The 14,181-nt window shown below is 48.2% G+C and carries 9 protein-coding genes; all 9 read left to right on the forward strand.

Annotated elements, in window-relative coordinates; genetic code table 11:
• Position 1: 1 nt before the first annotated feature.
• The 9 genes from mrdA to ACOJUO_RS13250 all read left to right on the forward strand — a co-directional run bounded on the left by mrdA (position 2) and on the right by ACOJUO_RS13250 (position 14,139).
• Positions 2–1,867, forward strand: coding sequence for a penicillin-binding protein 2 (gene mrdA / locus ACOJUO_RS13210; RefSeq protein ID WP_422137177.1), 1,866 nt, complete (start codon positions 2–4; stop codon positions 1,865–1,867).
• The gene (gene rodA, locus ACOJUO_RS13215; protein WP_422132483.1) at positions 1,864–3,012 is read left to right on the forward strand and encodes a rod shape-determining protein RodA; all 1,149 of its coding nucleotides are present in this window, start codon (positions 1,864–1,866) and stop codon (positions 3,010–3,012) included. Before mrdA ends, rodA begins: the two co-directional genes overlap by 4 nt.
• Positions 3,013–3,510: 498 nt before the next feature.
• The gene (gene mltB, locus ACOJUO_RS13220) at positions 3,511–4,608 is read left to right on the forward strand and encodes a lytic murein transglycosylase B (protein WP_422132484.1); all 1,098 of its coding nucleotides are present in this window, start codon (positions 3,511–3,513) and stop codon (positions 4,606–4,608) included.
• A 175-nt stretch (positions 4,609–4,783) separates the two neighbouring features.
• Entirely contained in the window at positions 4,784–5,563 is a 780-nt protein-coding gene (locus ACOJUO_RS13225) for a septal ring lytic transglycosylase RlpA family protein (RefSeq protein WP_422137178.1), read from the forward strand.
• 170 nt (positions 5,564–5,733) lie between these two features.
• On the forward strand, positions 5,734–6,951 hold the full coding sequence (locus ACOJUO_RS13230) for a D-alanyl-D-alanine carboxypeptidase family protein (protein ID WP_422137179.1): 1,218 nt from the start codon (positions 5,734–5,736) through the stop codon (positions 6,949–6,951).
• A gap of 85 nt (positions 6,952–7,036) precedes the next feature.
• Positions 7,037–7,303, forward strand: a complete 267-nt coding sequence (locus ACOJUO_RS13235) for a YbeD family protein (RefSeq protein WP_422132487.1) — start codon at positions 7,037–7,039, stop codon at positions 7,301–7,303.
• A complete protein-coding gene (gene lipB / locus ACOJUO_RS13240) occupies positions 7,303–7,965 on the forward strand; it encodes a lipoyl(octanoyl) transferase LipB (RefSeq protein WP_422132488.1) in 663 nt (220 codons plus the stop codon). The genes ACOJUO_RS13235 and lipB overlap by 1 nt, the downstream gene beginning before the upstream one ends.
• A gap of 78 nt (positions 7,966–8,043) precedes the next feature.
• The gene (gene lipA, locus ACOJUO_RS13245) at positions 8,044–9,063 is read left to right on the forward strand and encodes a lipoyl synthase (RefSeq protein ID WP_422140068.1); all 1,020 of its coding nucleotides are present in this window, start codon (positions 8,044–8,046) and stop codon (positions 9,061–9,063) included.
• Between the two features lie 225 nt (positions 9,064–9,288).
• Positions 9,289–14,139, forward strand: a complete 4,851-nt coding sequence (locus ACOJUO_RS13250; RefSeq protein ID WP_422137180.1) for a hypothetical protein — start codon at positions 9,289–9,291, stop codon at positions 14,137–14,139.
• Positions 14,140–14,181 lie beyond the last annotated feature (42 nt).

A 14,181-nucleotide genomic window follows, 5' to 3' on the forward strand; every position in this document is an offset into this window, starting at 1 on the left:
GATGCCGGTGAATACCTTAAAGGACCACAAAGCAGAGCAACGGATTGTCAGCATTCGAGTCTGGTTAGCACTGGTCTTCACGATCCTTTTAGTCATGGTGCTGATTTCCAGACTTTTCTATCTGCAGGTGGTTCAATACGATGAACTGGCCACCCAGTCGGAAGAAAACCGTGTTCTTTTGCAGACAGTGCCTCCGGTTCGGGGACTGATCTATGACCGAAATAACCGATTGCTGGCAACCAACCGCTCCAGTCAGACACTGGCTATTGTTCGGGAGCGCGTAGAAGATCTTGATCAGCTGCTCGACGAGATTGCCCGGTTAATTACTGTTACCGAGACTGAGCGCAATCGTTTCCTGCAGCAGATAAAACGACGCAGGCCTTTTGAATCGGTCCCCCTCAAGTTTCGGCTGAACGACGAGCAGGTTGCGCTGATTGCTGTAAACCAGTTTCGCCTGCCGGGTGTCGAGATTAATGCCGAACTGGTTCGTGAATACCCTGAAAGCGACGCTTTCGCCCATAGTGTCGGTTATGTGGGGCGAATCAACGAGCGTGAGTTAAAAAACCTCGATCCGGCTCTTTATAACGGCACATACACTGTCGGTAAGATCGGTCTGGAACGTTTTTATGAGCCTGTACTCTTAGGTAAGCCGGGCTACCAGGAAGTTGAAGTCAATGCCCGTGGTCGGGTGACCAGGGTTCTGAACCGGGTTAATCCCATCCCTGGCAAAGATTTGCAGCTGTTTATTGATACCGATCTGCAAAATGCAGCTATTCAGGCAATGCAGGGAAGAAGGGGGTCCGTGGTGGCTCTGGATCCCAAAACTGGTGGTGTCATGGCTATGGTCAGTAATCCGGCGTTCGATCCCAATCTGTTTGTGACCGGAATCGATTACGCTACTTTCAATGATCTGAATACGGACATCGAAAAGCCGCTCTATAATCGTGCGACATTGGGTGAGTACCCGCCGGCTTCCACGATCAAGCCTCTGGTAGCTCTGGGTCTGCTGGACAATAACGTGGTGGATAAGAATGACAAAATCTATGACAAAGGTTGGTTCCAACTTCCGGGCAGTGAGCACCGTTTCCGTAACTGGAACCGTAAGGGTGACGGCTGGATTGATCTGAATCGGGCAATCCTGCGTTCCAACGATACTTTTTTCTACAAGGTGGCTGAAAAAATGGGGATTGACCGTCTCCATGATTTTCTCAGCCAGTTCGGGATGGGGCGCAGGAGCGGTATTGACATTCATGAAGAAAGAGCAGGTTTGCTGCCTTCAACAGAGTGGAAACAAGGCGCTTATGGTCAACCCTGGTATCCCGGGGAAACGGTGATTGCCATCATTGGCCAGGGCTACATGCTGACGACTCCCATGCAATTAGCAGAACTGGTTACCCTGATTGCCAACCGGGGGAAACATGTTGAGCCTCGTCTGGTGAAAGAAGACATTCCGGAATTGCAAAGCCCCGAATGGGGGGACGACATTGAGCTGGATGACCAGCATTGGGGGTTGGTCATCAATGCTATGGAAAAAGTGGTCAGTTACAATCGGGGCACGGCTTACTGGCGAATTGGTCGTGGCCTGAAGTATCGAATGGCAGGAAAAACAGGTACTGCCCAAGTGGTCAGTATTCCTCAGGGTGAAGAATATGATGCTGAGAAACTCAAGGAATTCGAGCGGGACCATAGTCTTTTTGTGGCCTTTGCGCCTGTTGAAGATCCCCAGATAGCGATGGCTGTGGTATTGGAGAACAATAATGGTGCTGCCAACATAGCCCGGGAGGTGATGGACTTTTATCTCCTTCCCAAACTCGCCAGGGCCGAACAGGAGAAAACCAGTGCTGAAAACAAGGGGACCGCACAATGACCGGCCAGGATTTTGTTCGTCAGCTGAATGAAGGACAGGGCTTTCACAGGGCACCGGACTGGTCAGAGCGTCTGCATATCGACTTTATGCTGACAGGGTTTGTGGTCATTGTTTGTGGAGCCGGTCTGTTCGTTCTATACAGTGCCAGTGGACAGGATATGAGCATTGTTATTCGACAGGCCGTCTATATGCTCATTGGTTTTGTTGGAATGATCATCATTGCCCAGGTTTCACCCCGACTGCTGATGCGGTTGTCACCATGGATATATGTTGGCGGTGTCATTCTCTTGGTCGCTGTGCTGTTTCTGGGCATTCATTCCAAGGGCGCACAGCGTTGGATTCAATTGCCTTTCATACGGTTTCAGCCCTCAGAAATCATCAAGCTGATTATGCCGATTGTGGTGGCGAGTTATCTTTCGAAACGACAGTTGCCACCTTCTCTAAAAGATATTGCGTTGGTACTGATTCTGATTGGTATTCCGGTCGTGTTGATTGCCAGGCAGCCCGACCTGGGGACCTCCCTGCTGATTGGTGCTTCAGGTCTGTTTATATTATTGCTGGCCGGGTTGAGGAAACGGCTGATTTTTTCTGCCATTATGCTGGCTGTTCCTTCTGTTTGGGGCTTCTGGCACTTTGTCATGCTCAATTATCAGAAGCAGCGGGTATTAACCTTTCTCAATCCCCAGAGTGATCCCTGGGGTGCGGGCTGGAATATTATCCAGTCAAAAATTGCCATAGGATCGGGTGGGCTATACGGCAAGGGCTGGCTTTTGGGAACTCAGTCGCATCTGGATTTTCTGCCGGAAAGTCATACTGATTTTATTATTGCAGTGCTGGCAGAAGAGTTCGGCCTGATGGGGTGTCTGGTTCTTCTGGCATTATACGCACTGATTATTGGTCGAGGCCTGTTTATAACGCTCAAGGCTCAGACTCTGTTTGGCAGACTGCTCGCAGGTAGTATTACACTGACGTTTTTTGTCTACATCTTCGTTAATATTGGTATGGTGAGCGGCCTGCTCCCCGTGGTCGGGGTACCTCTGCCTCTGGTCAGCCGGGGAGGGACCTCGCTGGCTACTCTGATGGCTGGCTTTGGTCTGTTGATGTCGATACACACTCATAAAACGTTTCTGGGGCAAAGTCGATAATCACAGAGAAAGCTTTTTTCCATAAGTTATGCCAGTTGTGCTTTCTAACTCCCGTGATGAGCATGGAGATTATTATGCAGGCTTGCTGGCTCTGTTTTACGTTAGATGCTGTTTGCATGAGCTATAATGAGAATCGACCCGTTTTTTGTAGGGTCTGGAATGTTCGTCATGCGACCACTTCAGTCTAAGGGCATCCTGCGGGCAACGACTATTGCCGGTCAGGTCAATGTCCTTCACAAAACTCTTTCTCCCTTATCAGACTCTGACAGGCAGGAAGACTCTCCGGTGAGTCCCTGCCGCAGGGAGCGATATCTTAAGATCCTTTCAATCTCACGGGAGAGTTCCTTAGATCGGTTTTCCTGCACTGAGAAAACGACATTTAACTTAAACTGCGCCGGTATGCTAGTTGTCTCTTCATGACTGCTGTAGAGTAGACATTATCCCGTATGAAGTTATATCAGCTAACGACATTCACTTGAGTAGTAGCAGGGAGGGTTTATGGCCTTAAGAATGGTAAAAGAATTTTTAGGACTGCCGACATTTCGACTCATGACGGCGGGCATATTATTCAGCGGCTGTCTTCTTTCAGGATCGGTAACGGCCGGTGCTGAAAAGGTGGTCGATAATCAGCCTGACTATGCACTTCAACCGGAGGTGAAGGCGTTCATTGATGATCTGGTGAAGAACGAACAGTTTTCCCGTAAGGAACTGCAAGACATTCTGGGTAAGGCAAACAAGTCTGAAAGAGTGCTTGAGTTGATCAGCAGACCTGCCGAGAAACGTCTGGAGTGGAAAGACTACCGGAAAATTTTCATGACCCCGGAGCGGGTAGACCTTGGCGTGGACTTCTGGGAGGCTCACGAGAAAACACTCTCAAGAGTTGAAAAAGAGTATGGTGTGCCTGCAGATGTTATAGTCGCCATTATCGGAGTAGAGACATACTATGGTCGACAGACCGGTGGGTTTAAGGTTCTCGATGCGTTGTCTACCCTGAGTTTTGATTACCCTCCGCGCAGCAAATTCTTCACTCAGCAGCTGAAGGAGTTTCTGATTCTGACCCGTGAGCAGGAGCTGGATGCTTCAGACCTGACCGGCTCTTATGCCGGAGCCATGGGTATACCCCAGTTTATGCCCTCCAGTTACAGGGCTTATGCAGTAGATTATACCGGTGATGGTCAGTCCAACATCTGGAAGCATGAAGAAGATGCAATTGCCAGCGTTGCTAACTATCTCCGGGAAAACGGCTGGAAAGTTGGCAAGCCTATTGTCAGTAAAGCTAAGGTTACCGGAACCAAATATGAGAAAGCTGTGTCTGATTCGGTCAGACCGCAAAAAACTCTAAAGCAGCTTGAAGGTTCTGGCTGGCATCCTGAAGCTCTTTTACCAGAGACCGCCAAGGCTGCTGCTATCAAGCTTGAAGGTGACAAGGGGCCGGAGTACTGGCTGGGGATGCATAATTTTTATGTCATCACGACTTATAACCGCAGCAAGCTTTATGCAATGGCGGTTTATCAGCTAGCAAGTGATGTAAAAACAGGCTATATAACATCAGCGTCAAAGTCTGCGAAGACATTAGCAGGAAAGCAGTCTGAATAGTCTGAGCCTCCCGGTTCATCAGTGAAGGTACCGTTTTTATGCCTGAGTCATAAAAGCGGTTTTCTTCTTTGTCTCGCGGGTATTCCTTCAGGCTCCCGATCTCAGGCAGAATAACGTTAAAGCACCATATCCTATGAAATCGATAATCAGAGCAAGATCTATAGCAGGAAGCCTTGTGGGACTGACCTTTTTCCTCTTGAACGGTTGTGTCACCGTTGAGGACGGGCCTCCCACTGAGAAAAGGGATGTCAGTCAGATTCCTGATGCTATTCCTGTCACCCATGATGGTCAGTTCAAGGATTCTCCCTATGAACTCAATGATGTGACCTATACCCCTATGAAGAGTGCCAAAGGCTATCAGGAAAAGGGCAAGGCCTCATGGTATGGCACCAAGTTTCATGGCAAGCAGACGGCTAACGGTGAAGTTTACGATCTCTACGGTATGACTGCGGCACACAAGACTTTGCCCCTGCCTTCCTATGTCAAGGTCACTAACAGTCACAATGGCAAGTCGGTTGTACTTCGGGTCAATGATCGCGGACCATTCCACGGCGATCGGATTATAGACCTCTCTTATGCTGCTGCCGTTAAGCTGGGGTTCGCTAAGAAAGGAGTGACTGATGTGTTGGTAGAGGGGATAGATGTCAGGTCTCTTGCTGCCGCCAAAGGCGAAGCGCTTACCGGGGGCGGTAATAATCAGCTGCTGTTTGTACAACTAGCTGCGCTGAAGAATTATCACTATGCCCAGATATTGCGTCGGCAGGTGGCTGAGACCATAGGCAGTGATATCAGAGTGGTGAAAGGGGAAGAGGAGCCTGATCCTTTTTACCGAGTCAGGATTGGGCCGGTGCAAACGATTGAGCATCTTGAAGAACTCCTTGAGAAGCTGGATGAAGGCGATTTTGACGTGCCTTACCTGATTTACGAAGAGGTTACTGAGGCTTCCGGGAAGTAGTTTGAGTCAGTCTTTTTAGTCGGCCAGACCGATATTCCAGTGTGGCCTGACAGACTTTCACTGATCAGGCAATGAGCATATTACATTCTATTTTCAATGCTTCTCTTAAACTCCTTAGTCGGTAACATTATAATGGCCAGCAACAGTGAATTTCAGAGCTAGTTTCTATAATGATCAAACGATTAAATCCTGTCCGGGCCAACCATGTGCGATTGAAAAGGTTAGCCGGATGGGTGTCCATGCTATTTATTCTGGCAACTGGCGCAGTTTATGCTGAAGCCGCTGCCCTGATTCCTGCTGCACCCAAGATTGCTGCCGACAGTTTTATATTGATGGATGCCGACAGCGGAGAGGTTCTGGCCTCCGAAAATGCAGATGACCCTTTTCACCCTGCCAGCCTGACCAAAATGATGACCGCTTACATTGCCGAGGTTGAGCTGGCGTCTGGTAATATTCATCGTGATGATGAGGTGCTGATTAGCGAAAAAGCCTGGAAAATGGGCGGCTCAACCATGTTTATTGAAGTGGGTGAGCGGGTTCCGGTACAGGAGCTGTTGAAAGGTATTATTATCGTCTCCGGCAACGACGCCAGTGTCGCCATCGCTGAACATATTGCCGGCAGTGAAGACGCCTTTGCCGAGCTGATGAACAGTACGGCCGAGCGACTGGGGATGATTAACTCCAATTTTGTCAATGCATCGGGCTGGCCTGCGCCTGATCACTATTCCTCTGCAAGGGATCTTGCGATACTGTCTCGCCATATCGTCAAGGATTACCCTGAGTATTACGAGCTTTATGCTCAGAAGTATTATCAATACGGTACCAACAAAAAAACCGGTAAGCCACTGCGTCGTCAGCCCAACCGAAACCGTCTGTTATGGACTAACCCTAATGTTGATGGTCTGAAAACAGGGCACATTGAGGCCAGTGGTTTTGGTCTGGCAGCTACCGCAAAGCGCGATGGGCGTCGTCTGATTACTGTTATTCTGGGTGCCAGAGGTGAGAAGCAGCGTGCTGCGGAGGCACAGAAACTGCTGACCTATGGTTTCCGTTTCTTCGAAAATGTTGATGTTAAAAAAGGTGGCGTAACGCTTGAAACTGTGAAGGTCTGGAAAGGCACACAAGATCAGGTAGACGTTGCCATCGACAAGGATCTGATTGTCACAGTGCCCAGGCATACGGGTAAGAAGCTGAAAGCGACTCTGAATATTGATCCAATTGTTGAAGCCCCTGTTGAAGCTGGCCAGCAGCTGGGTACACTGAAAGTGACTATCGATGATGAAATTATCAAAGAAGTCCCTCTCAGAGCAGAGACTGCGATAGAGCGTGGTGGCTTCTTCAAACGTCTGTGGGATAGTATCGTGCTGTTCTTTAAAGGACTGTCCTGAACATTCAGTGGCAGCAGTGAGTGAAATGCCCATACCTTCAGGCTCGCAGAATCTGAAGGTATTTCATTTATCATCAGTGTAAAAAATGACCGATCAAGAAGCGCCAAAAATTGAATTTCCCTGCGATTACGAGATCCGTATTGTGGGTAATGCCGCTGTCGATTTTCAGAAGGTTGTCTGCGCTATCGTCAAGCAGCATGCACCGGATTACGATGGCAACTTCCGGCTGAAAGAGAGTCGAACTGGCAAATACACCTCGGTTATGGTGACTATTCGGGCCACCGGAGAATCTCAGCTGAAAGCGATCTTCGAAGATTTGAAAGCGACCGGCCGGGTGCAAATGGTACTTTGATGAAACTGAACATCCGCTACTTGGGCAGGCAGCCTTATGAGCCTGTTTTTGAGGCCATGAAAGCATTCACCGAACGCAGAGATGAGCAGACGGATGATGAGTTCTGGTTTGTCGAGCACGACCCTGTCTTTACTCAGGGTCAGGCCGGCAAGCCTGAACATGTCCTGGCACCCGGAGATATTCCTGTGGTCCAGGTGGACCGTGGAGGTCAGGTCACTTATCACGGTCCGGGTCAGCTGGTGGTCTACCTGCTGATGGATGTTCGCCGCTCAGGCAGTGGTCCCAGGCAGGTGGTGTCAGCTATTGAGAGTGCCATCATCAAAGTACTGTCAAGCTATGGTATTGAATCCTGTGCCAGACCTGACGCTCCCGGCGTTTACATTGATGGAGCAAAAATTGCCGCCCTGGGGCTGCGATTCAGACAGATGAAAAGTTATCATGGACTGAGTTTCAATCTGGATATGGATCTGGAACCCTTTACCCGTATCAACCCCTGCGGTTACAAGGATCTGCAGGTCGCCCAGCTCAGGGAATTTCAAAATCCTGTGCAATGGAATGAAGTGAGCAATCGCTTACTTGAGTGCCTTATGGAGGAACTTGGGTATAATGAGGCTCAGACAGTAAAGGAAGCAACAGAGTTTGATCTGGTTCAGGAGGCCTGAGCAATCTCTCTTCAAATTCGAGTGAGTGAACGAACGGCTTCACAAACCGGTACAACCGACCAACATGACTGGGACTCTATGACCGATAGCAACCTGATTCCAACCGTCCAGATTCCGGCTGTTACTATTCAGAGTGGCGAGAAGTTCGTCAATGAAAAAGGCATTACCGCCATCAAGAATGGCATCAAAGCCAGCAATCGCTCTGATGAAGCAGTTCAGCCTTTTATGCGCAAGCCGGAGTGGTTGAGAATCAAGCCCAGTTACGGCAGTAAGTTCAAAGAAGTCCAGGGGACGGTACATGAGCACAAGCTGAGTACCGTTTGTGAAGAAGCCATGTGCCCCAACATTAATGAATGCTGGAGTTCCGGTACCGCTACTATCATGCTGATGGGTGATGTTTGTACCCGTGCCTGTCGCTTCTGTGCGGTGAATACTGGTAACCCCAAAGGCTGGCTGGATAAAGATGAGCCAGACCATACGGCCAACAGCGTAAAATTAATGAACCTGAAATACCTGGTTCTGACCTCTGTTAACCGTGATGATCTGGAAGATGGCGGTGCCGGTCACTATGCCGCCGTCGTAAAACGCGTAAAGGAAGTCAATCCTGAAACCGACGTTGAAGCACTGACACCGGATTTTCTCGGTATCCTGGCGGATGTGGAAACAGTGGTCGACAGTGGTATTGCCGTTTTTGCTCAAAATGTTGAAACCGTTAAACGACTGACACATCCTGTTCGTGACCCGCGTGCCAGCTACGAGCAGACGCTCAATGTTCTGGCCCACTCCAAAAAATATCGTCCAGACGTACTCACTAAAACCAGTCTGATGCTGGGTCTGGGTGAAACCGAGGAAGAGATAATTGAGACCATGGATGATCTCAGGGCCATTGATTGCGATATCCTGACCCTGGGGCAGTATCTTCAGCCTACCAAAAACCATTTACCTATTGAGCGTTACGTGACTCCTCAAGAGTTTGAGAAGTATCGTCAGTGGGGCCTGGAAAGAGGTTTTGTTGAAGTCGTAGCCGGTGCCCTGGTGCGTTCGAGCTATCGTGCTGAGCAGGTGTTGCAGAAGAATAATGTGGGTCTGGGCTCATGAGTGACAGCAAATAATCACTTATTCATTTCCTGGTTCAGTGATTTTCAACGTGCTATCGCCACGGATGGTCAACACGTTATCGAATGAGCGTAAAACCCCAAGATGGGTATTCTTCCGTTTCATTGGATAATGTGGTTCGTGTGAACCGTCGATTTCGATTAATCTCAAAACACAATGATGCACTACACTAGGTTCCCTATAGACGTCTTATAAGGAACCATGGAAATGATTGATTTTCAGCGCTGTTTTGCTTTTTTAATCCCTCCTCTATTTCTCTTAAAGACTCTTAGCCTGCAAGCTCAGATCACCACTCAATCTACAACCGCTGTTCCTATAACCGCTGTTCCTACAACCGATGTTCCTACAACCGATGCTCCTACAACCGATGCTCCTACAACCGATGCTCCTACAACCGATGTTCCTACAACCGCTGTTCCTACAACCGCTGTTCCTATAACCGCTGTTGCTACAACCGCTGCTCCTACAACCGATGTTCCTACAACCGATGTTCCTTCAACCGATGTTCCTACAACCGATGTTCCTACAACCGATGTTCCTACAACCGATGTTCCTTCAACCGATGTTCCTACAACCGATGTTCCTTCAACCGCTGTTCCTTCAACCGATGTTCCTATAACCGCTGTTCCTACAACCGATGTTCCTTCAACCGCTGTTCCCACAACCGATGTTCCTACAACCGATGTTCCTACAACCGATGTTCCTACAACCGATGTTCCTACAACCGCTGTTCCCGCAACCGATGTTCCTACAACCGATGTTCCTACAACCGCTGTTCCTAAAACCGATGTTCCTTCAACCGCTGTTCCCACAACCGATGTTCCTTCAACCGATGTTCCTTCAACCGCTGTTCCCACAACCGATGTTCCTACAACCGATGTTCCTATAACCGCTGTTCCTACAACCGCTGCTCCTACAACCGGTGCTCCTACAACCGATGTTCCTACAACCGATGTTCCTACAACCTATTCTCCTGCAAGCCCTCCTCTAAGGGTACCATGCGATTCTCTTAAAGGTCAGACGACAGGGGTTTATCAACGGCTAAACCAATATTCAAACCTTGTTAGGGGACGACAGTGCATTGTTCTCAGTACCAACTCTTCAGAGAATTTAAGTAAGTTGCTAAATGAGGTTCCAAAGAACACCGTTATATTGCTCTCTTCCGAAACTGCTTCTGGCGCAACGCTTTCTCCATCCGTTATTACCCCCTCATCAGGTAAAATCCCGGTTGTGTATCTAATTGACAGTGAAATAGTTTTGAAGGATGGTCAGGACATTATCGGGGCTCCAAATGAAGGTTACGAAATCGTCATCTCGCCTGATGCAACTTATACAGATTTATATATGATCAAGTTTGGGTCCTTTAACTACTTTAGTTTCAATGAAACAAAAGACAGCCATATAAGACACATTACTTTCCAGCCAACTGCACCTAATGGCCGCAAACCAATTGGTCCTATTATTACAGCACGTTGTATTAACCGGAGACTGATTGTAGAAAACAACGTATTCAATCTTAATTGCCAGACCGGAGTTAGAATTGATTGCAGACTTCCTCTGAATGCATCTGTTAATGATTTGCACCAGGGTCCGGCCCTGATGTTCACCAATAACAGGGTTACTGCTGATACCATCGAATCATGGGGCGGCGACTATATTCCCGATGGAGGGCTATTTATTAAACTTCCCGCCATCAAAAACCAGTCAAAAAGGATTGCTGTTAACGGGAACACATTCCAGGGCAATATGGGGTGGGTGGCTGAGTTACATATTGGACCGGGAAGCAGTATCGATATCTTTAGAAACATGGTTGACATTGACAATGCTGGTGAGATTTTGTGGGAAATTGTGTCGCCGGTATTTAAAAAAGAAAAATTTGGTTTCTCTCTTGTCGGTCATTCGGATACCAATGAAGAACCTCCTGTTTATAATCTTGTGGGCAATCAGATCAGGGTAAAAAATACAGCTTTAGATATCAAAGGAATCGTTCAGCTGGCCCTCGCTTGCAACCACTTTCAAGCGGTCAAACTCTGGCGACAAGAGCAGCATGAATACAGCATTAAAACCACAGATCCATTATCATTGGTGGGTAATTGCGAAAGATTCACGAATTCAAGCATGGCAACTGTCGGCCCAACCACACTTTCCGAGATTGTGAATATCTGGACACCCATCGAGAATTCCACAGCCAGTGCTTTAAGTGGACTCACCAACCTCGAGGGTCAATTCTACTTTAACTCATCAGTCTGCCTGACAGTCAATTTGTCCCCTGTTACTCCTTCCGGGCAGGCCTCCACTTCATCAGCAGATACAAAAGTCATGACGACTCTGTTGGGTGCCATGACCAGTCTGACAGTCGATTTGTCCTCTGTTACTCCTTCTGGGCAGGGCTCCACTTCATCTGCAGGTGTCATGACGACTTTGTTGGATGCTATGACCAGTCTGACAGTCAATTCGTCCTCTGTTTCTCCTTTTAACAATGCCTCCACTTCATCAGCAGGTACAAAAGTCATGACAACTATGTTGGGTGTTATGACCAACCTGACCGTCAATTCGTCCTCTGTTACTCCTTTTTACCAGTCCTCGACTTCATCAGAGGGTACCAAAGTCACGAGCACTGTGTTGGATGTCATGACCAGTCTGCCTACAACCGGTGCTCCTACAACCGATGTTCCTATAACCGCTGTTCCTACAACCGATGTTGCTACAACCGCTGTTCCTACAACCGATGTTCCTACTCCTACAACCGCTGCTCCTACAACCGATGTTCCTACAACCGCTGCTCCTATAACCGCTGTTCCTACAACCGCTGCTCCTGCAACCGCTGTTCCTACAACCGCTGTTCCTACAACCGCTGTTCCTACAACCGATGTTCCTTCAACCGCTGTTCCTACAACCGGTGCTCCTACAACCGATGTTCCTTCAACCGATGTTCCTTCAACCGATGTTCCTATAACCGCTGTTCCTACAACCGATGTTCCTACAACCGCTGCTCCTACAACCGATGTTCCTATAACCGCTGTTCCTACAACCGCTGTTCCTACAACCGGTGCTCCTACAACCGATGTTCCTTCAACCGCTGTTGCCTCAACCGATGTTCCTACAACCGCTGTTCCTACAACCGCTGTTCCTACAACCGCTGCTCCTACAACCGCTGCTCCTACAACCGCTGTTCCTATAACCGATGTTCCTACAACCGCTGTTTCTATAACCGCTGCTCCTACAACCGCTGTTCCTACAACCGATGTTCCTATAACCGCTGTTCCTACAACCGCTGTTCCTGCAACCGATGTTCCTACAACTGCTGCTCCTACAACCGATGTTCCTACAACCTATTCTCCTGCAAGCCCTCCTCTAAGGGTACCATGCGATTCTCTTAAAGGTCAGACGACAGGGGTTCATCAGCGGCTAAACGATTATAAAGACCTTGTTAGCGGACGACAGTGTATCGTTCTCAGTACCAACTCTTCAGAGAATTTAGGTAAGTTTATAAATGAGGTTCCAAAGAACACCGTTATATTGCTCTCTTCCGAAACTGCTTCTGGCGCAACGCTTTCTCCATCCGTTATTACCCCCTCATCAGGTAAAATTCCGGTTGTGTATCTAATTGACAGTGAAATAGTTTTGAAGGATGGTCAGGACATCATCGGGGCTCCAAATGAAGGTTGCGAAATCGTCATCTCGCCTGATGAAAGTTATACAGATTCATATATGATCACGTTCGGGTCCCTTAAGTACTTTAGTTTCGATGAAACAATGGACAGCCGTATAAGACACATTACTTTCCAGCCAACTGCACCTAATGGCCGCAATCCAATTGGCATTATTACAGTACGTTGTATTAACCGGAGACTGTTTGTAGAAGACAACGTATTCAATCTCAATTGCCAGAACGGAGTTAGAATTGATTGCAGACTTCCTCTGGATGCATCTGTCGATTTTAGGCACCAGGGTCCGAGCCTGATTTTTGCCAATAACATGGTGACTGGTGATACCATCGAATCATGGCGCCGCGACTGTATTCCCAATGGAGGGCTATTTGTTAAACTTCCCGCCATCAATAAACGGTTCATGGCGATCGGTGTTTATGGGAACAAATTCCAGGGCAAGATGGGGTGGGTGGCTGAGTTACATATTGGACCGGGAAGCAGTATCGATATCTCTGGAAACGAGATCGACATTGACAATGCAGGTGAAATTGTGTTCGAAACTGTGTCGCCGGGATATAAAAAAGAACAGTTTGGTTTCTCTCTTGTCGGTCATTCGGATACCAATGAAGAACCTCCTTTTTATGTACTCGTGGGCAATCAGATCCGGGTAAAAAATACAGCTTTAGATATCAAAGGAATCGTTGACCTAGCCCTCACTTGCAACCACTTTCAGGCAGTCAAACTCTGGCGACAAGAGCAGCATGAATACAGCATTAAAAGCACAGATCCACTGGTTTGGGCATATAATTGCGAAAGCTTCGTGAATCCAGGCAATGCAACTACCGGCCCACTTACATTTTCCCAGCATGTGAATATCGCATTGAATACCTGGACACCCATCGAGAATTCCACAACCAGTGCTTTAAGTGGACTGACCAACTACGAGGGTCAATTCTTCTTTAACTCATCAGACTGCCTGTATTTCCCGACACCCATCGAGAATTCCACAGCCACTGCTTTAATTGGAATGGCCAACTTCGAGGGTCAATTCTACTTTAACTCATCAGCCTGCCCGACAGTCTATTCGTCCTCTGTTACTCCTTCTGGGCAGGCCTCCACTTCATCAGCAGGTGTCATGACGACTTTGTTGGATGCCATGACCAGTCTGACAGTCAATTCGTCCTCTGTTTCTCCTTTTGACAATACATCCACTTCATCAGCAGGTACAAAAGTCATGACAACTATGTTGGGTGCTATGACCGACCTGACAGTCGATTCGTCCGCTGTTGCTCCTTTTAACCAGTCCTCGATTTCATCAGAGGGTACCAAAGTCACGAGTACTGTGTTGGATGTCATGACCAGTCTGACCCTGATTTTGAGCCTGTACCTGAACATACCTCCGACGTAAAAAGGCTGTCGAAAAAGTGCTGTGCTTTTCTCGCTACTTTTG

The sequence above is a fragment of the Endozoicomonas sp. ALC020 genome (assembly GCF_049275935.1).
In the GTDB taxonomy this organism is placed as follows: domain Bacteria; phylum Pseudomonadota; class Gammaproteobacteria; order Pseudomonadales; family Endozoicomonadaceae; genus Endozoicomonas_A.

Excerpts from the sequence above, each read along its gene's own strand:
- mrdA (WP_422137177.1), top strand. The coding sequence starts at position 2 with ATGCCGGTGAATACCTTAAAGGACCACAAAGCAGAGCAACGGATTGTC.
- rodA (WP_422132483.1), top strand. The coding sequence starts at position 1,864 with ATGACCGGCCAGGATTTTGTTCGTCAGCTGAATGAAGGACAGGGCTTT.
- mltB (WP_422132484.1), top strand. The coding sequence starts at position 3,511 with ATGGCCTTAAGAATGGTAAAAGAATTTTTAGGACTGCCGACATTTCGA.
- ACOJUO_RS13230 (WP_422137179.1), top strand. The coding sequence starts at position 5,734 with ATGATCAAACGATTAAATCCTGTCCGGGCCAACCATGTGCGATTGAAA.
- ACOJUO_RS13235 (WP_422132487.1), top strand. The coding sequence starts at position 7,037 with ATGACCGATCAAGAAGCGCCAAAAATTGAATTTCCCTGCGATTACGAG.
- lipB (WP_422132488.1), top strand. The coding sequence starts at position 7,303 with ATGAAACTGAACATCCGCTACTTGGGCAGGCAGCCTTATGAGCCTGTT.
- lipA (WP_422140068.1), top strand. The coding sequence starts at position 8,044 with ATGACCGATAGCAACCTGATTCCAACCGTCCAGATTCCGGCTGTTACT.
- ACOJUO_RS13250 (WP_422137180.1), top strand. The coding sequence starts at position 9,289 with ATGATTGATTTTCAGCGCTGTTTTGCTTTTTTAATCCCTCCTCTATTT.